Source organism: Nostoc sp. LEGE 12447, from assembly GCF_015206985.1.
Taxonomy (GTDB): Bacteria; Cyanobacteriota; Cyanobacteriia; order Cyanobacteriales; family Nostocaceae; genus Nostoc.
Window position 1 is genome coordinate 36,570 of sequence record NZ_JADEXT010000026.1, and the last position, 21,931, is coordinate 58,500.

The window sequence follows — 21,931 nt, forward strand, 5'->3', positions numbered from 1 at the left end:
GGTCGATTAAATCAATTCGCAATTACCAACTCGCAATTCGCAGTTATATTTACGCCCGTACTTCCTCCTCATAGACGAAGTAGAGTAAAAGAGCCTGAATTCATTAATTATTCAATTACTCTGCAATTGCGAATTGCGTAGACGCGCTTTGTGCTGCTTTCTGTAGGGTTTTGCGAATTGCCTATGACGCTGCTTTTACAAAAATTTACATATCTTAAATATAAATTTTTTGTCAAAATACTACCAATGGTCAGCAAAAGCTGGCCGTGCGTATTGCTTTAGAGTATAATGGCAATAGCAAAGCAGCGTGGGTATCTTTTGACAAGTCAGTGGTTTCAAGTCGCCAAACTTTAAGTGCCACTTTCTTTGTCAGCCGAGATCAACCCCGCCCTAAAATATGTCGTTTTTTTCACCTTAAGGCAAAGCGTACTCCCTAGTGCGTTTTGCCTAAATTTTTATGTATGAGCTTCTCCTCCATTTTTGATTCTTGGGTTTATACATGAACAAGCTTGATCTTACAGAACTTTGCTTCTTTTCGCATCTAGTAAGGTTTAAATGCTGAGTTATACTACCTCCTGTTTTGTTAAACTTAATAAAATTACCCTATTCTATAAGGGTTTTTCTCAAGCCAACCCTAGTAGTAGGTTAAAAACTTCATCTTCAGATTGGCGGGGAAAACTTTTTGCTTAGGCTCGTGCAGCGCAAACCAATGCTCGGCTGGATTCAAAGCTACTTGTGTAGAAAAAAACAGTTTTTGAAGTAAATTCTCTACATAATTATTTGTCGTTAAAATTTTAGTAGCTAGATTTTTGTTTTTTCTTGTGAGCATAAATACTTCTCTAAAATGTGTTAGCTAATGAGGGGAAAGATTTTTGTGGCTGTACTAGACCCAAGGGATCAGTATTAATGTATTTTTTGACTACAGGTTGCAAAGTAAAGGCGATTTCTTTAGTGTTTGGGTCTTTAATGCTTTCAATTAAAGATAGTTGTTCTAACTTTTCTAAAGCTTTAATAATTGCCGAAGTAGAAACCGATATATTCTTAGAAGAATTGAGATGTATTAATAGGTCACTAAAACTAATCGGTGCGGGGTCTAGGGATAAACTTTTAGCTAGGTAAATCATAATATAACGTTCGGTTTGCTCCAAAGATTCACCAAAAGTTTCATCTAACATTGATTGAAACTCATCAGTAATAAAAGTAGTTTTATGTTTAAAGAATATTTCTGTACTGCCAGAAAAGAAATGTTTAATCTTTTGAACTACTGTGGCTAATTCTGAGGGATTACTACGATAGGTTTTAATTAAATCAAGACAATCGTTTTTGTTTGTTAAACCTTGATCCGATAAAAAATTTAGAGCAGCATCTGTATCTAAACCGTCTACCCGAAAATAGAGGATAGATCGGTCATCTTTGCTCATAGCATGAATTTCATTAGGTAAAGCTCGACAAGTCAGTAATACACAACTCTTATGCTCTTCCTCTAACAGCCGACGCATGAATATTTTATAGTCTAATCTTTGTTCTAAATTAGAGGTTTTAAACAGAGCTTCAAAACCATCCAGTACGAGTAAACAACGATGAGATTGTAAATGCTTAATTAAGGCGGTAATCAGAGCTTGAGTATATTCAGGTAAGTTGAGAGAAGTATCTGGTTGAATTAAATCGATTAGTTCGCCCAATAAATCTTGAAGGCGTACTGAGTGAGTTACTGATTTCCAAACCAGGAAATCAAAGTGTTGAGTAGAGTCTAAGCTAAGTTCTGCTAAGAGTTTTGCGGACAAAGCAGTTTTACCAACCCCAGGGACACCTGCTAAAGATATGCACCGATGGTTGTTAATTAATTTCTTTAAGTGGTAGAGTTCTTGTTGCCTACCGTAAAAATTGGATAGTTTAGAGCTAGGAAGTTGACCTTTAATAAACTGGCTATCAAATAAAGGAAGTTCTAGGTGGGGATTAGATTGATAATAGTTTATAACAACTTCTGTGAGCAGGGTTCGTACTTTCCTCTTTAAGACCTGTTGTCCTTTGGTTACTGTTTCAGAAAGCAAGTTCCACAGTTGAGGAGCTATACGACGCTGTAAATAGCCAGCCTTATAGCCAGACTGCTGCCCTATCTCAGAAAAATCTTGGTTTTCCCATGCACCCTTGAGGACGGCGATCTCAGGTTTAGTCAAGGAGCGGTTTTTTTCAGTAAAAATTATATTGTTGACTACAGTTAGAGCTTGGTAAAAGGATACGGTTGGGGAAGACTGTAGTAACTCCAGAGACTGTTGCTCTTGTGTAAAAAATGATGAAGAAAGAGAATTCTGAAAATTTACCCCATGCTCAATGCTCAAATCCATAAAAGAAGTTTTCCTTTTGGTACGTGAGTTCCGCAAGAAACGTTTGTAAAATCAAGTCAACTGGCTATTTAATTCTTATGACTCTAAGTCACTTATAATAGTATCAGCTTTTTAGATTATAAGTGTATCTCCTAAAAGATTAAATGAGTGTTTTTATGCAAAACAAAGTCACCCAGATTAGCCAACTATTACTCAAGCCTTATTTTATGAGGGTTTTGATAGGAGCTTGAAAATTTAAAAATATAATTTTTAACGCAAAGTGACTTCAAGTCACAAAAATTTTTACTTTAAGGCATCAAATGTGAATAAAAGCAATAGTCATAAGAAATATTTTTATAATGTTGTCAATAACGGAACATTGCTCAAATGCTAATTCTTTAATAAAAAGTTAAGACAAGATGTCGTGTTACTGTATAAACCCTCTGTGTGAACGACGGCAGAATCTTGATGATGCCGACAAATGCGCTTCTTGCGGTACATCTTTAGTGATCAATGAACGTGTCCGTCTAGTTAAACCATTAAGAGAATTAGATCGCAACCCGTTCACGGCAAATGAGATTTTTGAAATAGAGGATTCTGGGACGCAGTGGAGTCCTGGGCGTAAACGACGAGTCATGAAGATATTAAAATGGAATTCGCCTCAATCTGTGGAGCGATTTGAGCGCGAGGTTTTAGCTTTGCAATTAATAGATCATCCAAATATTCCGCAGACAAACGGAGATGATGACTACTTTACCGTAGAATCAGAGAACAGCCCCTTCAAATTCCGATGCTTAATCATGGATAAAATTGAAGGGGAAAATTTAGAAGATTGGATAGAAACTCATCATTCAGTTTCACAAGAGTTAGCACTAGATTGGTTGGAACAAATAGTAGCGATACTAGATTTAGTACATCATACAGAATTCTTTCATAGAGACATCAAACCAAGCAATATAATTTTAGATCCGGATGGACAATTGTATTTAATAGATTTTGGGGCTGCACGCCAGATAACAGATACATATTTAGCCAAAGTAAGCTCGACTGGAGGAACGGACAGAACTATCAGTAATTACGAAATCACCAAAGTAATTTCCCATTATTACAGTCCGCTAGAACAAGCGCATGGTCATGCGGTTCCACAGTCGGATTTTTATGCTTTAGGTCGAACTATGGTTCGCTTGGTAACGGGAGTAAAATTAAGAGAATTAGAGACAAATCATGATGCGGGGAGACTGATCTGGAGACATAAAGCGCCACAGATAGATAAGCCATTGGCGGATTTTATTGATGAGTTGATGGCTCCAAACCCAGCACATCGACCGCAAACAACGGGAATTATTTTGTGGCGACTGAAAAAGCTGCCTGGGCAAAGTAAGATTTACAGAATAACAAAGTCGAAACCTTTCATATTCAGTGCAGCGATCGCCAGCGTTAGTTTGATAGGATTACTAGGTTATACAGTTGGATTACCAATGTATGCAAATAATTTAATAGCACAAGGGCAAAAGCTAGAGGAGGAAAATAATACAGAACAAGCGCAAAAGGTATTTGACCAAGCAGTAAAAATTCGCCCGGAATTAAGTAATCAAATTTCCAAATTCTACTTTGATATAGCAGCAAGAGTTAAAGAAGATTTAGAATTAGAAAAGAAATATTATAATTTAGCGGCTAAATATAATCCGAATGACATAGATTCATATAATAATCTAGCATTGGCTTGTCAATTTTTGAGAGATATAGATTGTGTAAATAAAAGTTACCAACAGCTTTTTAGGCTAGAGCCTAACTCCTGGACAGGACACTACAATTTAGCTAACTTTTATGAAAGTCAAGAAAAATATGATTTAGCTCAAGAACAATATAACTTAGCAATTAAATCTGGTCAGGAGCAGGCGTTAATTGCTGTGAATAATTTGTCTAGGTTGAATAATTTGCAAGGAAATTATACTCAAGCTCAAAAACTAGCAATAGAAGGATTGAATAAAGCCCCATCTAGTGATAAACAGTTAAGAGCAGCATTGTATAAAAATTTAGCCTGGGCGAAACTGATGCAAAAAGATTATCAAGGGGCGGATAAAGATTTGCAAACAGCCTTTAATTTAGATTCGCAAAGAGTTGATGTGTATTGCTTGTTATCGAAAGCGAAAGAAGCGTTAGGAGATATAAATTCTGCAAGTGGTTACGGTGAAATATGCTTACTGGCAAAGATGGATACGTGGTTGCCAGAAGTACAAAAATGGCGAGGAGAATTAATAGAAAGGATATTTAAAAAGAGATAAGTTTTAGTATTTAAAAAAATAGTTTGTAGAAAAATAAGTATATAAATCCCATGTTGAAGAAGATTCAGATTGGAGCCATTATATTAGGATTGATATTAGCAAACGTCACTGTAAGTCGTGTGCGGGGGCAGGAAGTAGTGAGGGCAAATCGGCAATCTAAAGCCTCTTGCGAACCAATAGCGAAAGTGATAGATGGAGATATTCACCATAAGCCTTTAACAAAATTATGTAGTGAAGATAGAGTTAGAACAGCCAATGGTGGGAAGGTAAAAATCCTCTGTTACCCAAGAGGGATAATAATAGACATCCCTAATGATGTGGTAGGTAAACATTGTTTACCATTACAAGCGAACGAAGGTAGAGGATGTAACGTTTTGCAGGGAAGAAACTGCGTCATCGCTAAAGGGCCGGATGAAGAGAACAAGCCGAATAAGATTACACCGTATGGTGTAGTAATCAACAACTCACGACCGACATTATCCTGGTTTAGAACAAAGGGAGCTACCAACTACATTGTGCAGGTCAAAGGAAACGGAGGTATTAACTGGCAACTAGAAGTCAAGGGCGAAACCCTAACCTATCCGCAATATCTTGCAGAACTGAAGCCAGGGCAAGCATACAGTGTAGAGATAGTGGCTATGCGGGGCGATCAAGTAATAGATAGTAGCTCGGCGCTGTTATTGTTAGCTTCAAATGAAAGACTACAACAAGTAAAACAGACTATTAACATTCTTTTAAGCCTTAAACAGCCGCTTGATGAATTGGCGATTGATATGGATGCAGTATATGAGTCACACAATTTAGTCAATGAATCGATAAAAGTATTAGATGCTAGAGCTAAAGCAGGTTCAACGAACCCCACGATTTATAGATTGTTAGGTGATCGCTACTTAATAGCTAAGTTCCCTCAACAAGCTAATGAAGCGTATTTAACAGCTAAGAAATTAGCCCAACAAGCAAATAATACTGTAGAGTTAGCTTTAGCAGAAGCTGGCATAAAGATTGCGGCACAGACAAAGGTCAAGGAGCAAACGAGTTATCCGCCAACGAGAATAAATGCGCTCCAATAATATGGGTGAAAATATTTGTCACTTTTTAATAAACTGAGTTGTGCTGATCTTAATGCTTCAGCTTTAGTAAGTCCAAATTTGAGTCCTTCATAAAATTTAGTCATCAGTTGAGCAGTAGAATCAGCATCAACTAGCCATAGACTAGCTACAACACCACGCGCTCCGGCTTGTGCGGCTATGCCAGCAATACCCAAAAAGGAGCGTCTATCACCTTTGGCAGTTTGGCAAGCACTCAACACCAGTAAATCAAGATTGCTTTTATTTTGTAATAGCGTTTTTAAATCATTAACCATCAGGGGAGTATCCCATGCTAAGACAAAGGTTTGTTCAATGTCCGAGCTAAATTGAGCATGGCTACTTAAATGGATTGCCCAAAAAGAATTGTTTTCAATATCTTTACTAAATCGTTCATGGGTAAATTCGCTATCAAGTAATGTAATGGCAGAGGGATTAGCTTTCTTAATATTATCAATCTCTAATTTGACTTGAGGTAAAGGATGTAAATCTCTAGGCACAATAGGATTACTGAAACTGGGGCTAATCTGAGAAACGCCACTAGCTAAAGTTGTAGCTGGTTTAAGCAGCGATTGCCGCAATTGTTTAGCACTAGAACCTACAGAAATAATGTATTTCTCTAATAAATATTCTTGCCCATCATATAACATATCTAGGGGCAGATTTTGAAAATAACTATCTAGGACGAAACCTATTTTGCCCGATGAGGGTAAATATTGTTTGATAGGTTGAATCAAAAGCTTATAAACAGCTTGCGAATAGGTGAGAAAGTTATAACCTTTAATATCAACGAATTCTAAGTTCTGGATAATATTGAAGAAATTAGTCAGAGGTTCACCAATTATATCTAAATCTATTGTATGACGATAGATATCTTGAGAAGTTTTAACAAGCACCTCTATTCGGTCATTTAATTTAATGAGGTAAACAATATAATCCAAATCTTTTAATCCGCGATCCAATCTTGCATCTAGGGTGTTTTCAGCAAATTTACCACAACGTAAGAAATTCTCTACTTCAGCAAATTTAAGTTGTTCTTGAATTTTAATAGCTTGCCTATTGTAGGTTTTATTAGAAATATTATTGTTAAGTAATAATGATATGTATTCGCGGTAAAGTGGCTCTACTTTTTCTTCAAAGGCAAATTGAATATCAGAGTTAAACAGTAAAATATCGCTACGCACTTTATCAAGATTTTTGATAGCAGTTGCATAAAATTGATTAGCTCGCTCGATTTTATCAGATACTTTATAAAGCCGAGCTAATTCCCATTGCCATTGATAGACGATATCCCAAGCCTGTACTGATTGAGCATATAACACCCCTTCATAATAGGAACTTTCAGCTTTGGATAACTCTCCATAAGTAGTGTAAATCTTACCTAGAGTACCATAACTGTAAGCAATCGCTCTAAGATTATTCAAATCTTTAGCATTAGTTAATGCCTCCTCTGATAAGGATAAAGCTACAGATTGTAAATTGGTACTGGTTAGTTCTTTGACTTTTAAAGTAGGAGTTTGAGTAATGTTTATTAAACTTCGGGACAATTTAAGTTTGCCATAAATTGACTCAATCTTTGGCAAAGTTCTAAATTGCTCTAATTTTGCAAGGATATCATTTATTATTTCCGAAACAGACTCATTGATGGGTATATCTTGAGAAAATTGTGATGATGTACTATCTAAAAGTAACTTTAGCCAATTTAATTTAGCCTGTAGAGAAACTGTACTTTGGCTATTGCTGAGTTTCTGGTATATTTTTTGGGCGGCAACAAATTTAGACTTAGCTAAAATAATTGCCTTTTTTTGGGCAGCAAAGTCATCAGTAAGTTGATATTTACTTTTGGCTTGATTGTAAAGTATTACTTCTGTATTAGCTAAATTCAGTAATAAGTTTTCTTGGATTTTTTTGTTTTGTAATTGTACTGCCGATGTTAAACATTCTTGTAAGATTACATAGGAAATTTCAGGTTCGCCCATAACCCGAAGCACGTTAGCTAGGTTATAAAATCCAATAAGCTGAAAATATTCGGTGATTTGCTTTTGATGAAGTGTTGACTTTAAATAAGACGACTGGGAAAAATTAGTTTGTTTCTGTAGCGAATCAGGGCAAATACCATTATTTAGAGATAAAGCTTGAGTGAGGACTTGGCAAGCTGTAGTATAAGAGCCTAGTGCTTGCAGCGCCAGACTTTGATTAATTAAACTGCTGTTCATTCCCTGCTCATTGTTTAATTGTTCATAGGCTCGATAAGCTGCTTGCCATGCTTTAAATGCAGCTTCTGGTTTTCCATCGTACAATTGTGAAAACCCCTGCTGTGTGAGAGACTTTGCTATTTCTAAACTAGGTGTAGATGCTGCTAGTATTACTTCATGGTTAATCACCACTATTAGCGTAAATAATAAACTTAGAAATAGGTACTTAATTTTTTTAAAACAGTTGATAATTAAGCGAGAAATAAATGCCATTTTCTTGCCATGTGTTGGAGTTTGAGTTAATTTCATTCAGAGGAATGCCCCAATCAAGACGGGCATTGAAGCGATCGCTGCGATATTGGAGGGCTAGCCCAATAGAGGTTAAACTACCTGAAGGGCTGAAAGTATCAGAACTATTGTTCCAGCTTGTGCCAAAGTCAATGAAGGGGATGACCTGTAATTCTTGCGTAGTCGTTTCCCAAACCGGAATGCGTAATTCTGTAGATAAAAGAAATCCATTGTCAGATATAAAAGTATCCTGCCTATAACCTCTGACAGTACTGATGCCTCCAAGACTAATTTGCTCAAAAGCTGGTAAAGGTCTATCCGCCAATTGGAGGCGTGAGCGGATAGCAACAGAAGTATTACTATTGCCTAAACGTTTCAGCCATAAAGCTTCGCCTACCCAACTAAAAAATTGTCCATCAGGAGGGATGGCATTAATAGTAGAATCCATTGCATCTAGCCCTAAACTCAAGGTCGAACGAGCGAACAAAGCTTCTGTCAGACTACGATTTGACCAGTCTTGGAAAAACCTGAGTGCAAAAATCCTTGTGCGTCCCGAAGCATCTGCGCCCGCCGAGATAGGAAAAGGAGTATTTTGCAATGATGATTCGCTTTCTAGCCGCGAAACAGTCAGCCCTAATGCCAATTCTTGTGCCGAGTTAGCCGAAGCCTGTTGTATTAAAGGTTGGCGAAAACTAATTTCATAGGCCAATGCATCGGCCACAATATCTAGGGAATTAAGAGGTTGCTCAATAATATTATTAGTAATATTGGCGTAGAGGAAGCGGATAGTACCATTGTTTGAGTTGACAGGTACAGAATAACCAAGAGCGATCGCATTGCTGCCATCTGTATTTCTGTAACTAATGCTGAGTCCGTCTCCCAATCCCAGTAGGTTATTGTGCGAAATATCAATGCGGCGCTGGAAAGTTCCGATGACTGGAGAGCGGTAGTTGTCTAGACCAATATTGATATTAAATTCCTGTCTGGGCTGCACATTAATATCCAAAATAGCTTGGCTTGGTTTAGCTCCCTCCTTCAATGAAGCAGTAATTTTTTCAATTAATGGGTCTTGTTGAAGTAACTGTAACGTTGATAATAAGCGTTGATTGTTGAGAATTGGTTGTGGGATACGGGCACGTATATAATTGTGTAGTCTCTGTCCGCCTACAATATTGATTTTTTCTATCTGTCCTTCGACAATTGAGACAGTAACTATGGCATTGTAAGCCTTGAGAGATTGATTCTCGGCAACACCAATGTACGCACCAGAGTTGATATATCCTTGCTCTACATAATAATCAGTAATTTTATCGCTGATTTTTGATAAATCAGTAAAAGTGATTTCTTGACCGACAAAATCTGATAATACTTTCTCCAACTCCTGATTATTAAAGACTGTATTCCCTTGAAAACGAAAACCTTGAACTTTGATTTTGACGAAATTATTCGGTTGAATTATCCTTTGAGGAAGCAAGGGGGTAGAGGATGCTGGAGGTATTAGTGGTGATGGTGTTGGAGCTAATGGAGAGGGAAGCTGGGGTATTTGTTGTATGGTTGGCGGATTTTGTTGATAAATCCTACCTGGCTCAATTTGTGCCTGTGTCAAGATTAAAGATGCTAGTAAATGTAAACTCACTCTCTTGTTTAGCCCTCTACATCTGGTACTCTCTTAATGCAAGATGATCTCAATGGTGAAGTGTATGCACCCATCTCGTCAGTAGGGCCTGGAGTAATAACAAAGCTAACAGTCCCATCGCCGTTGTTGCGCCACCCTTGGGCTACCACTATATTTTCTGTGTTATTTTCTGTATTATTAGTTTGAGCAGATTGAGGTAATTGTTGAGAAGGAATGGAAGAAGATGGATCTGTCAAACCCAATGTAGTAGTAGATAAATCATCGAGATTAACGGGAAGTCCTCCTCTACCAGAAATGGAGAGATTGTTAGGTAAACCGAGGGAATTTGGAGAACAGGCATTAAAAACCAGGTTATCTTGAAAAGATGAACTTTTGATGCCAGAATTTACAAGGTCTAATTGTGGAGTATTAATTTGTACCGTCCCGTCAACTCCCTTTTCTGAAGTAGCTGTAACTTTGCTATCTGATGACACAAATAAACCTTGAGTATTAATTTTAATATTTCCACCTTGCCCTTCAAAAGCATTAGCTGTAATGTTGCTATTTTGTAATACCAATGCATCTGTACCAACGTTGATATTGCCACTATTCCCAGCATTAAAAGCATTGGTATTAATAGAGCTATTACGCAATATTAAATTATTAGAAGTTAAAAATATATTACCTCCTTCTCCACCAAATGTAGCAGCTGATATGGAGCTTTCGGACGTTAAATCAACTTTGTTAGCATCAATTTGAAGACTTCCTGCATTTCCTGTACCTGGGTTTTCGATAGGAATATCTACAGAAGGTAACTCACTGCTAACACTTATTCTTGCCCCATCTTGAAGAGATAGCCGCCCAGCTTCTATTCTTATATTGCCTGCGTTTCCAGAACCCCATGTTAAGGCTGATATTCTACTCGTTGACAAAGTATCATACCCTGGCAATTGTCCAGTTACAACGATAGAATCAGAAGCTTTAATAGCCAAGTTACCTCCATTTCCTTGACTATAGGTAGAGACTGACACGGCTCCTCCATCACGAATGGTTAATCTCTCAGTATTAATACTAATATTGCCACCAATACCAGAACCTCCTGGCTCAACTACAGTAGCTATTGAACTACCAAATGGTGAGTCAGTGATTACAGATTTTCCAACTACTTCTATATCACGAGCTGATATTTCTATAGAACCACTATTGCCGATACCAGATGTACCAGCAGATATTTGTCCTTCATCTGCAAGGAGTAAGCGGCCAGTATGGATGTTGATATTGCCGCCTGTACCAGTGGCCCCTTCATAAACTTCTGCTGCAATAGTTGTGTTCAAAAACAAGTCAGATCCAGGCGCTCCCATTATAGTTAGTGAGTCTGTTGTATTGACCTCTATAGTACCCCCAACTTCAGTTCCTAAAGTGCTGGCTTCAAGTTGAGAACCTCCAGTTAAAGCTAAATTTCTAGAATTAACACGGACATCGCCACCTCCATTACCACTAGCATCAAGCACTGCTGCTTGAGATAATGCAATGCTGCCAAAAGTTTTGATATTTGAATAACCTAAGACCCAGCCTTTATCTGTTGGTGTTAAGTTAACCAAACCTTCTTCAGATACACTACCTAATTCAATTCGCCCACCTGCGGTCTTGATTGTTGCGCCTGTTAGCGCCATATCACCGCCGACTAAAGCAAGAGTTTGATTTGGTTGTACGCGCAGCCCAGAAGTAGTATCTATAAGGTCATCTCCCGTTCTTGCCCCTTGCCCATCGCCAGAAACAAGAATACTGGCTGGTCTATTTGAAAATCTTAAGCCAATCGGAATAGCAACTGTTAGTAGACCTTGGGTTTGAGAAGTCTGTTGAGTATCAAAGTAAGTACCATCGGCAAATTCAATACTGTTTGCTGTACTGGCTATAAACGAACCGCCAATATTTAAGCTAGCATTAGAGCCAAAAGAAATACCATTGGGGTTAATAAAGAATAAATTAGCTGTGCCGTTGGCTTGAATTAATCCATCAATACTAGAAGGAAATTGCCCCGTAACTCGAACTAATATATTATTAATATCTAGTGCATTATTAAAGTGAGCTTGTGTTCCGGTAGGAAGGGAAAACTGTCTAAAACTGTGGAATAGGTTGCTGCCTGCTTGAGAACCACCAGTAATAGTAGTAATATCGCCATTTATCGTAACTTGTGAGTTAATTTTTAATGTATCTGGAACAATTTGAGGATTAGCAGATTTTATTGTTACTTGAAAAATAAAAAAAGCGTTGGCTGTCAAAAAAAATAAATTAGCTAATATTTTTTTCATAGGAATTTTAAGTTATTTTCTTAGCTTTGATGAGGAAAACACGCTCTACGTTTTCATGATTGCGTGGTGGGAAAGGATGGATATAACGATTAAAGTTTGCTCCCTCTTCTCCTGGTTGTAATACCTCTGCTTTCCAGCCATAAGTAGCTAATAGTTCTTCTGGATTATCAAAACCAGAATGAAAATACCCGTGATAAAATTCATCATAAGTAGATTCTTTGCATAATTGGTTTAGTAAATCTAAACCAATCCAACTACCAGTTGTTGTCAGATCCATGATTGTGTTGAGCAAAGCATGAACCTCGGAATCACTCAAGTAATACAATAATCCTTCCAGTAACCAGACAGAAGGTATGCTTTTGTCATATCCTTGTTGAAGTAGCTGCTGAACCCAGCAGTAATCAGTAAGGTCAATTGCAATAGAGTACCGATGACAAGTAGTAGGCGTATCCTTCAAGATTGAGTCTTTATAGTTCAGAACTTCTGGGTAATCAATTTCGTAGTATTTTGTACCTTCTGTCCAATTCAGGCGAAAAGCACGGGTGTCCATTCCAGCACCCAAGCTAACTACTTGTGGCGCAACATGAGCAAAACTTAGTAGAAAATCATCAAAAAAGCGTGTGCGGACAGCTAAGTAAGCTCTACCATCTTCTTCTGGGTCTTCTAAGGCGATCGCTTCTGCTTCAGGAGTGACTAATTTGGCAGCAAATGGATCGTAAAATAGGCGATCATTTCTTTGATTTTCTATTGCTCTATAAGCTGCCATTAAGGGCGCTGATAGCAAAACAAAATCCTTTTGAGAAAGTTTTTTATTACCTGATTGATTCATAAAAAATTCAAATGTTTTTATTATTAATTTGATTTTAGAATGGCTACATATTATGCTTGTAGAGCTAAAACATTACATAAATTAACTTATTAATATTGTTTTCAAAATTAATACCTAAAAGTCTTGCATACCTTAAATAATTTAGCAAGTAAAATAGTAATATAACTTAGGCATTAGCAGGAACTTGACTATGCATAGTAAATCCTAATTGAATGAGCCGATGCCCAGCTACGGAGTAATATTTCCTTTGCTAATGTATTCATTATTTCTTAGCGGGCTGAAATTATTCTTTTTACAAGATAAAAATCTCATAAGAGAAAAATCTTAGCCAGTGAAGATCGAGATTATAGTATTGAACTTAAGCTTTAAAATCTTGAAAAAACCCGATTAACTCTCAGCAGTATCCCAAAAAGCCATACCTGCTGTTGTGACTTATGCCTTAAGCAAGATGACATTCAGCTTCAGCTAGGGTGGAAGTGACGGCTGTCGAAGCACTAGAAGATTTGGCACAGGGGAGCAAAGCGATCGCCATTGAACTACAGCCCTAAAAAAATCTAGATACATGTACATATTTAAAGTTAGTGTTCCCCTTGTAACCAGAAGCTTTCGCTAGCTCCTTGAGGTTTTGCACACCTATGTACTGGCGACCATTGATGACCCAAGTAGGAAAACCAGGGATTTTCGCGGCTTCGCACCAGTCAGGATGTGGATTGATGCCTTTGCTGTCGCACTCCACCTTAATACTGTCGCTGATTATTTGATACGCTTCTTTGCCGAACAGTAACTTCTGTTCATGACAATGAGGACACCACCACGCGACATATTCTTTAGCACCTGTATTAGCTAAATGCCGCGCTAGAGCTATCTCTGCTTCACCAGAGGTAGTGGTGATTTCCCAGCCGACTCCAGTTTTCGGATGTTCGCTGGCAGGAAAGAATATTTTCTCTTGTTCTTTTGATTGAGTTGTGTAAGGATGCTGGGCAGATACCGAAGCTAAACCAGCGATAGCGATCGCTACTGTTAATAGTCCTACTGTCCACGCAAGTTTTAGATTCATGCAGATTCGGGTCTACACTGTTGTGACGAAGATATATTACAACTAGCAATCAACTTGATATATTAATTTTTATTCAATCAGAAAGGCAAGCTGAAGAGCCGGGGTGCAGAGGTGCAGAGGAGGTGAAGGCTCTTGAGTAGGGGAGATAATTGTATAAGTTATTTCCCCTCTGCTTTTAAGGGGGAAGAGATGTTTTAAGCGAACGGTATTGAGGCGGCTCCAGGTTTAGGGGGTTTTCTTTTTAAGATGTTTCATATTTGGTAGTGCTTTAAAACTGCAAAATATAAAAAGCAATGAAAAACCCCAGCCTATTTGAAGGATGGGGGTATAAATAAAAAACTCTATTTTCATGATGACACAACTCAATATTGCTACGAGCCAATTTGTCCTGGAGGTGGAATAATGAACAAACCACCATCTAGACGCAAGAAAGTTATCCCTGGGGCATCTGAGGAACCAAAGCTAGCAACCGACTCTGCTGCCGAAAATATTTCTGCCCAAGATAAGCCAGCATTAGCAACCATCGAGGTTGTGGCTGTTGAAATAAGAGAGTTGACCCCCGAAGAACAAAACGAGCGGCTGAACTTAGAACGCCGTGTAGAACGTGCGTTTTTAGAAGCAGGTCAGGCGCTAATGGAGTTGAGGGACAGACGGCTATACCGTTCCACGCACCGTACTTTTGAGGAGTATTGCCGAGATCGCTTCAATTATAGTCGTGATGCGGCGTACTTGAAGATTTCGGCTACTGTGGTTTATGAGAATCTTCAAAAGTTTTTGCCGACCATTGGTCGGCAAATTCCAATGCCGACCAACGAACGACAATTGCGTTTTTTGGCGAAAGCCGAGTTGGAACCGACTGTACAAGCGGATGTATGGCAGCAGGCAGTAGAACAAGCTGGGAATAAGATTCCATCCGGTCGGATCGTGAAAGACGTGGTGGACAGGATACGCGAAAGGTCGAAAGTACCCAATCCTTATCATATTGGGGAAATATGCCTTCTGTTGCCGAAGGATAACCCGGAACTCAGAGGTAAAGCGGGTTATTGGGGCGTGGTAACTCATGTTGGCGAATACAGTTGTACACTTCAGACCTGGGACGGCGACTACACCGTGAAGATTGAACACCTGAAGTTACTGGAATTGCTTGATGAAGATTGCCAATTCATGCAGCAGCTATGTGTGAGGTTACGGCAGTTGCATCAAGTGACCAGCCGTGACTCTTCTGTGGATTGGCTGTTGCAGGGGTTGGGGAAACAAGCTAAACCTTATTTATCTTCGTTGCAGGCAAAATTGCTGGCGGCTGTGGAAAGGGAGTACAACCTTGTATGGAGACAGCAAAAGTAAACTTGATTCTTAATGCAACAATGCAAAAATTAACTTGTTGTATGAAAGTGATCGGTCCAATGAAATGATAGAACTCAAAAGGCTGCAATTGATGAGGTTAAATTTAAAAAGCCCCGATAAAAATTCAGGGCTTTGTTTTATATGCGATTTATTAAATGCCAGCCAAAAATTTGTGCCAGCGCTTTTCTATAGAATTAATCATCCCTGAATCGCTTGGTTAAAGATAGCGGAGAACTACCCATTTTTTACCTGTTTTACCTGGGTAGTCATTTAATAAAGTCAAAAGATTTGCATATATCTGCACTCTGCGATGGCGTACCCGCCATGAACCGGTGGCGTTCGTCGAACGCGAGTGCGTCTCGTAGAGAAGACGTGCCGAAGGCGAGTGCGTTCCGCAGGAAAGACATTGCCTCTCGAACGCGAGTGCGTCTCTGAAAGAGAAGAGAAGGTATCGCTTCCAGGTAAAATTCCGCTGCGGTATGGTATTTGGTTAAAGCAGGGCAGATATGAGTATGGAATGAGGAGTGTCCTTTTATAGCCGCCTATTATGGACAGTTGCACCGGAACAAATGATAACCTAGTCGCTAGGATTTAATTAAATTTTAGATTTTTAGTTTTGAATTAAAAGCTTTGAGAATAGGTCATTCTAGAGGTTTGCTTTGTATAAGATGAGCTACAATCCATTGCCAATCAGAATAAAAGGGGCCCAGTAGAAAGGATGGCTGAGATTGCGGGAGATAGATGCAGTTTGTCCATTTTGCCCTGGTGTATACCGCACGCTACTCCGGTTATTGTTGCTGCCTTGATGGTCGCTTTTAAGTAGGGCAAGTTGAGCTTGCTGGAGGGCTTGCGCTTTGGTCATTTTGCCAGTAGCGAGATTTTGGTAGAACTGCTGCATCAATTGGCTGGTGCTGGCATCGTTGACAAGCCAGAGAGAAGCAACTACCGTTTTAGCGCCGTTAGTAAGAAAGTAAAAACTGATGCCAGACATCTCCAAACCATCAGAATCTACTCCACCCAAAGCCGTTTCACAAGCGGAAAGTACGACTAAATGGGTATCTGCCATGTAGTTTTGTAGATTTTGGATCTGTTCGACAGTTAATTCGTCACCAGTACCTAAGAGAAGAAAAGAATTTTCGGGGCGACCTGATTCAAATTTACCGTGGGTGGCAAGGTGTAGCACTTGATTGCCTGTTAGATTATCTCGCAAGGTGGGGAAAGTGAAGCTTTCATTCAGAAACTCCAATCCTGCAAAAATACCCCCTGGTGACTTTCCTGATTGTTGAACGATGCTTGCCAATTCTATCGGCACATTTAATAAGGGATTAAACCCCGGAAAAGCCTTGGAAACTCCCATTGCTAGAACTCGGATATTTTGTTTATTGGGAGGAAGCCGAGTGCTAACATCTGTTAAGCCTGCATTCAGAATCGTGGAAACTGTATAACGCTCAATTAAATATTGTTGACCATCAAATAGGGCTGCCATTGGAATGTAGCGGGTGGAACGGTCAAGGGAAAATACAAGATGACGTACATTTTTATCTTTGATTTCCCCTTCCAAGGGTTTGATTAGCCAGTTATATAGTTGTTTACTTGTGGCTTTGACATCTGTAACGTCTTCAGGACTAGACAGTTGAGTTCTGAACTTAGAAACCGTTTTCCAGAGTTCCTGTTGATTGATAGGCGTTTCAAAGCTGCGGAAAACCACGCCCCTTTCTCCCGCTCTACTAGCCAGGAGAATCCGAATTTTATCTTTCAAGACTAGGGGATAAATTAGGACTGTATCGGGTTCACTCGTGACAATTTTGGCAGCAGTGCTGCGGAGTTGTTCGGGTTCGAGCAGTCCGGGGTCTGTGGCAAGTCGTTCTTGCAGAGTTTTGCGAAAAGTATTGGATTCTTGTCGGAATTTTGTGGTTAAAGCATCGAGTTGGTCGCGTAATTGACTGAGGTCACTACATTTTTTTTGCTCGCATTCGTACACCTTTGATCCAAAGGCGATGAGAGTGCCATATTTTTTGAGGATATCTTCTTCAATGCGGGCTAAGGAAATCCCAGTGGTTGCGCCACCTGCTCTGGCATTACGGGTAAAATCGCGCAATTCTTGGATTTTTAGGAGTTCGAGAACCTGTTGGGCTTCTAGTAGCCGTCCTTGGGAAAGCAACAAGTCAGCCAAACTGCGATAGGTATCTGCTACGGTTTGAGTATATGACTCTTGTTGCTCACGGGGTAATTTCCGCAGGTCTTGCCGGATGCTCTCCCGCACATTGACCGATTGCTTGTAGAAGACAATTGCTAATTCTGGTTGCTGCTGTTTTTCCAGTAGTAAGCCAATATTACTGAGGACAAGCCCTTCCCCTTCACGATCGCCGATTTGGCGAACAATAGCTAGAGATTGCTGATAGAATTCAATAGCCTTGGGGTATTGCCCCAGGTTACGGTAAACATTGCCCAGATTATTCAGGGAAGTTGCTTCTCCATTACGATTGCCGATTTGGCGAACAATAGCTAGAGATTGCTGATAGAACTCAATAGCTTTGGGGTATTGCCCCAGGTTACGGTAAGCTTCGCCCAGATTGTTCAGGGAAGCTGCTTCTCCATTACGATCGCCGATTTGGCGAACAATAGCTAGAGATTGCTGATAGAACTCAATAGCCTTGGGGTATTGCCCCAGGATACTGTAAACATTGCCCAGATTATTCAGGGAAGTTGCTTCTCCATTACGATCGCCGATTTGGCGAACAATAGCTAGAGATTGCTGATAGAACTCAATAGCCTTGGGGTATTGCCCCAGGTTACGGTAAGCAAGTCCCAGATTATTCAGGGAAGTTGCTTCTCCATTACGATTGCCGATTTGGCGAAAAATAGCTAGAGATTGCTGATAGAACTCAATAGCCTTGGGGTATTGCCCCAGGTTACTGTAAACATTGCCCAGATTATTCAGGGAAGTTGCTTCTCCATTACGATCGCCGATTTGGCGAAAAATAGCTAGAGATTGCTGATAGAACTCAATAGCCTTGGGGTATTGTCCCAGGGAATTATAAGCAAGTCCCAGATTATTCAGGGAATAAGCTTCTCCATTACGATCGCCGGTTTGGCGAAAAATAGCTAGAGATTGCTGATAGAACTCAATAGCCTTGGGGTATTGCCCCAGGTTACGGTAAGCTTCGCCCAGATTATTCAGGGAATAAGCTTCTCCATTACGATTGCCGATTTGGCGAAAAATAGCTAGAGATTGCTGATAGAACTCAATAGCTTTGGGGTATTGCCCCAGGGAATTATAAGCAAGTCCCAGATTATTCAGGGAAGTTGCTTCTCCATTACGATCGCCGGTTTGGCGAAAAATAGCTAGAGATTGCTGATAGAACTCAATAGCTTTGGGGTATTGCCCCAGGATACTGTAAACATTGCCCAGATTATTCAGGGAAGTTGCTTCTCCATTACGATCGCCGATTTGGCGAAAAATAGCTAGAGATTGCTGATAGAACTCAATAGCCTTGGGGTATTGCCCCAGGTTACGGTAAGCTTCGCCCAGATTCATTAGGGAATTGGCTTCCCCATTATGATCTTTCAGTTCTTGATAAATAGCTAACGCTTGTTGCCAAGACTGAATCGCATTTTGGTATTGGCCGCGTTCAAATTCCTGTTTTCCTTGCTCTAACAGCTTGTCTGCTTCTATTTTACGGTTTTGGCTTGTCTGTGCTTGTGCGGTGGTAGAGACGATATAACTAGAAATAGGCAACAAAGAAGGAATGAACGTCAGCAGCAGAGGTGACATGAGCCAACCAATAAGTCTGAGTTGCCAGGACATAACCATTGTTTAACTGAACGGTATGGAACTATGCTAGTTATCAAGCGTCGTCAGTTTCTACAATCTATAGGTGCATCCCTAACAATTCTGGGTGTGAATCAACTTGGTATTCAGCAAGCCTCTCTTCGTTATGGCAAGGTCCTGGCACAAGACACTCATCGCAAACGTGCATTGCTGGTTGGTATTACTGACTATCCTGGCGCTAATACCCAAGACTTGAAAATCAGAGGATTGTGGTATCGGTTACAGGGAGCAGTCAACGATGTCTATCTTCAGCGAGAGCTGTTGATTCATCGATTTGGGTTTCAACCAGATGATATTCTCGTATTGACTGATAAAGAAGCTACTCGTAAAAATATTCTGGCGCAATTTGAGCAACATCTAATTCAATGGGTGGCATCAGAAAATGATGTGGTAGTTTTTCACTATTCAGGACATGGCTCGAATGTCATTGATCCCTATCAGGTATTCTCAGATGGTGTGAATGGAACTATTGTCCCTGTTGATGCAGATTTACCTGATGGCTATCCTCAGAAAGGTGGCGAAGTGGATGATATTACTGCTGGTCATATATTTTTGCTGCGGGAAGCTCTCAGTCGTAAAACTAAAAACGTGACCTTCATTCTTGACAGTTGCTACTCCGGTGCAGGAGTGCGGGGAAATTTAATAGTGCGATCGCGTCCTGGTCACATAGAACTGCGAGGGGACGGACAAAATACAAAACTAGAAGCTAGTAAAGAAGAACTAGAATATCAGCAACGCTGGCTGAAAGACTTACAACTTTCTCAACCAGAATGGATTAATCGGCGTAGAAACAATCTGATTAACGGTGCAGCTATCTTTGCGTCCCAGCGTAATCAGCAAGCTGTTGATGCGTCATTTGCCAAAGATGTTCATGCAGGTGTGTTTACCTATGCCTTGACGCGCCAGCTTTGGCAGCAAACAAGTAATGAGGGGATGGGTAAAGTAGTGATTGCTGCTGCTGCAAAAACCGAGCAGTTTCTGAAGACGATGCAAAATTCTCGTCTGCAAAACCCTGCTATTGAGGTAAATTCTGGCAGCACCGATAATCAACTGCCGATGTATTTTCTCCCCATGCAGAAACCAGCAGCAGATGCAGTGATTACAGAAGTTAAGGGTAATGCTGTCAAAATCCTGTTGACTGGCGCAGAACCACAAGTTTTAGTAGCTTTAGGTAAAGGAGCAACTTTTACTGTTGTCAATGAGCGGGGACAAACCCAAGGTACGGTAGAGATTCAGTCACGCGATCGCCTAGTTGCTACTGGTTCACTAAAAAATAATTCTGGAGTCAAAATCACCCCTGGTTCGGTTTTACAAGAAAAAATCCGGGCAATTCCCACCAATCTCAAATTGCGGATTGGGTTAGATAAATCACTACAACAAGAAGAAGCCGTAGCAGAACAGGCATTGCGATCGCTCCCCCGCATTGAAGTTGTACCGTTGTTAGAACAGGAAGTGCATTACATTCTAGGAAGAATGCTGCCAGCCAACCGCCAGGAGTTGGAAAAACGAGGAATCATCGCAGATTTACCTGCCATAAATAGTGTAGGTTTATTTTCTGTTGCCTTTGATCCCATTCCTGGTTCATTTGCAGACGCAGATGAATCTGTTCAAGACGCAATCAATCAGCTACAAACAAAATTTAAGTTATTGTTAGCAGCCCGACTCATAAAACTGGCTCTTAATACTACTTCATCTAAGTTAAACGTCGTTGGCAGTCTGCATCTGGCTAATAACCAAGCATTACTAGCTGAATCGTTTACAGTGCGTGGAGGTAGAAATCAAAATTTAGAAAATCGTCAACCTGTAAGGTCTATCAACCAATCTCTCGCGCAAATTCAGATTGAGCAACCAGTGCAAATCTCCGTGGAAAATCGAGAAAGACAAGATTTGTATATGGCAGTGTTAATATTTAGTCCCGATGGAGATATAGATATTTTATTTCCTTTGGGCGATGACAAGAATGCGGCACTAATAAATGCGGGAGGAACACTTCAGATTCCTAGTACAACGCAAATTCAAAAGGGTTACAAATTAGCATTTACAAAACCATTGGGTATTGCTGAAGTTTTGATTGTATCTAGCAGTGTACCCATACAAAACGCATTAAAGCCACTACAAACACTGGTAGCGGAAAAACAGAACCCCCAAAGAAGTAGTGATATTGTAGCTGAGAAAACGGATGTGGCGATCGCTAGTCTGTTAGATGATCTCGCTGGAGGGAGTCGCACTGCCGCAAAACCAACTTCAGAGATTCGCCAGTTAGATACTCAACAGATGGTGGCGTTATCTATTACTTTTGAAATCATCGACGAAAACTAAATAACGAAATTTATTCATTTCGGATTGTGGGCTACTACCCTCAGATAGATGGCGATCGCTCTCTAAGCGTAGAAAAATTATATCTAAATGTTAGAAAATATCAACTACAGACTTGATTATTTCTGTCAAGATTTAATTTCTAATATTCAGTAATTACCCGAAATATCAACTGTCATGTCCTTGCGACTTATACTGGTTGGCTGGCTCACGCCGACACTGTTGCTGGCGCTCATTCTCTCCCTACTACCCATTCCCAGTTATCTCCTCTCCACCACCGCACAAGCACAAACAAGCCAAGACCGCAAAATAGAAGCAGACAAGCTATTAGAGCAAGGAATTCAGCAATTTCAACGCAGCCAATACTAAAATTTGAGCCAGTCTTGGCACCTATTTCTTTAACAAATGTCATCGTAGAAATATTTTAAACTTCTATTTTTCAGTATTTT

12 protein-coding genes are annotated in these 21,931 nt (G+C 39.9%); 5 read left to right on the forward strand and 7 right to left on the reverse strand.

The window, feature by feature from the left end:
- Positions 1 to 839 precede the first annotated feature (839 nt).
- On the reverse strand, positions 840 to 2,345 hold the full coding sequence (locus tag IQ274_RS23310) for an NB-ARC domain-containing protein (RefSeq protein WP_194143559.1): 1,506 nt from the start codon (positions 2,343 to 2,345) through the stop codon (positions 840 to 842).
- Positions 2,346 to 2,743: 398 nt separating this feature from the next.
- On the opposite strand from IQ274_RS23310, the gene IQ274_RS23315 reads away from it, so the two are divergent.
- Positions 2,744 to 4,609, forward strand: coding sequence for a protein kinase domain-containing protein (locus IQ274_RS23315; RefSeq protein WP_194143560.1), 1,866 nt, complete (start codon positions 2,744 to 2,746; stop codon positions 4,607 to 4,609).
- Positions 4,610 to 4,659: 50 nt separating this feature from the next.
- On the forward strand, positions 4,660 to 5,679 hold the full coding sequence (locus IQ274_RS23320; protein ID WP_194143561.1) for a fibronectin type III domain-containing protein: 1,020 nt from the start codon (positions 4,660 to 4,662) through the stop codon (positions 5,677 to 5,679).
- On the opposite strand, the gene IQ274_RS23325 is transcribed toward IQ274_RS23320, so the two are convergent.
- The 5 genes from IQ274_RS23325 to IQ274_RS23345 form a co-directional block, all read right to left on the reverse strand.
- Positions 5,646 to 8,198 (reverse strand): CHAT domain-containing protein, encoded by a 2,553-nt coding sequence (locus IQ274_RS23325; protein WP_194143562.1) that lies wholly within the window; start codon positions 8,196 to 8,198, stop codon positions 5,646 to 5,648. The genes IQ274_RS23320 and IQ274_RS23325 overlap by 34 nt on opposite strands.
- Positions 8,125 to 9,813, reverse strand: a complete 1,689-nt coding sequence (locus tag IQ274_RS23330) for a ShlB/FhaC/HecB family hemolysin secretion/activation protein (protein ID WP_194143563.1) — start codon at positions 9,811 to 9,813, stop codon at positions 8,125 to 8,127. Before IQ274_RS23330 ends, IQ274_RS23325 begins: the two co-directional genes overlap by 74 nt.
- 8 nt (positions 9,814 to 9,821) lie before the next feature.
- Positions 9,822 to 12,104 (reverse strand): filamentous hemagglutinin N-terminal domain-containing protein, encoded by a 2,283-nt coding sequence (locus tag IQ274_RS23335; RefSeq protein ID WP_194143564.1) that lies wholly within the window; start codon positions 12,102 to 12,104, stop codon positions 9,822 to 9,824.
- 7 nt (positions 12,105 to 12,111) lie between these two features.
- Positions 12,112 to 12,933, reverse strand: a complete 822-nt coding sequence (locus IQ274_RS23340) for a class I SAM-dependent methyltransferase (RefSeq protein WP_194143565.1) — start codon at positions 12,931 to 12,933, stop codon at positions 12,112 to 12,114.
- Between the two features lie 544 nt (positions 12,934 to 13,477).
- On the reverse strand, positions 13,478 to 13,990 hold the full coding sequence (locus tag IQ274_RS23345; RefSeq protein WP_416209847.1) for a hypothetical protein: 513 nt from the start codon (positions 13,988 to 13,990) through the stop codon (positions 13,478 to 13,480).
- A gap of 402 nt (positions 13,991 to 14,392) precedes the next feature.
- On the opposite strand from IQ274_RS23345, the gene IQ274_RS23350 reads away from it, so the two are divergent.
- Positions 14,393 to 15,334: a hypothetical protein gene (locus tag IQ274_RS23350; protein ID WP_194143566.1), complete on the forward strand. Its 942-nt coding sequence runs from the start codon at positions 14,393 to 14,395 to the stop codon at positions 15,332 to 15,334.
- 673 nt (positions 15,335 to 16,007) lie between these two features.
- Here the strand turns inward: IQ274_RS23350 and IQ274_RS23355 are convergent.
- The gene (locus IQ274_RS23355; RefSeq protein WP_194143567.1) at positions 16,008 to 19,142 is read right to left on the reverse strand and encodes a tetratricopeptide repeat protein; all 3,135 of its coding nucleotides are present in this window, start codon (positions 19,140 to 19,142) and stop codon (positions 16,008 to 16,010) included.
- 30 nt (positions 19,143 to 19,172) lie between these two features.
- On the opposite strand from IQ274_RS23355, the gene IQ274_RS23360 reads away from it, so the two are divergent.
- Entirely contained in the window at positions 19,173 to 21,485 is a 2,313-nt protein-coding gene (locus IQ274_RS23360; RefSeq protein WP_194143568.1) for a caspase family protein, read from the forward strand.
- A gap of 174 nt (positions 21,486 to 21,659) precedes the next feature.
- A complete protein-coding gene (locus tag IQ274_RS23365; protein WP_194143569.1) occupies positions 21,660 to 21,851 on the forward strand; it encodes a hypothetical protein in 192 nt (63 codons plus the stop codon).
- Positions 21,852 to 21,931 lie beyond the last annotated feature (80 nt).

Coding starts and splice junctions, on each gene's coding strand:
- IQ274_RS23350 (WP_194143566.1), top strand. CDS start 14,393: ATGAACAAACCACCATCTAGACGCAAGAAAGTTATCCCTGGGGCATCT.
- IQ274_RS23355 (WP_194143567.1), bottom strand. CDS start 19,142: ATGTCCTGGCAACTCAGACTTATTGGTTGGCTCATGTCACCTCTGCTG.
- IQ274_RS23320 (WP_194143561.1), top strand. CDS start 4,660: ATGTTGAAGAAGATTCAGATTGGAGCCATTATATTAGGATTGATATTA.
- IQ274_RS23325 (WP_194143562.1), bottom strand. CDS start 8,198: ATGAAATTAACTCAAACTCCAACACATGGCAAGAAAATGGCATTTATT.
- IQ274_RS23365 (WP_194143569.1), top strand. CDS start 21,660: ATGTCCTTGCGACTTATACTGGTTGGCTGGCTCACGCCGACACTGTTG.
- IQ274_RS23340 (WP_194143565.1), bottom strand. CDS start 12,933: ATGAATCAATCAGGTAATAAAAAACTTTCTCAAAAGGATTTTGTTTTG.
- IQ274_RS23335 (WP_194143564.1), bottom strand. CDS start 12,104: ATGAAAAAAATATTAGCTAATTTATTTTTTTTGACAGCCAACGCTTTT.
- IQ274_RS23345 (WP_416209847.1), bottom strand. CDS start 13,990: ATGAATCTAAAACTTGCGTGGACAGTAGGACTATTAACAGTAGCGATC.
- IQ274_RS23315 (WP_194143560.1), top strand. CDS start 2,744: ATGTCGTGTTACTGTATAAACCCTCTGTGTGAACGACGGCAGAATCTT.
- IQ274_RS23360 (WP_194143568.1), top strand. CDS start 19,173: ATGCTAGTTATCAAGCGTCGTCAGTTTCTACAATCTATAGGTGCATCC.
- IQ274_RS23310 (WP_194143559.1), bottom strand. CDS start 2,345: ATGGATTTGAGCATTGAGCATGGGGTAAATTTTCAGAATTCTCTTTCT.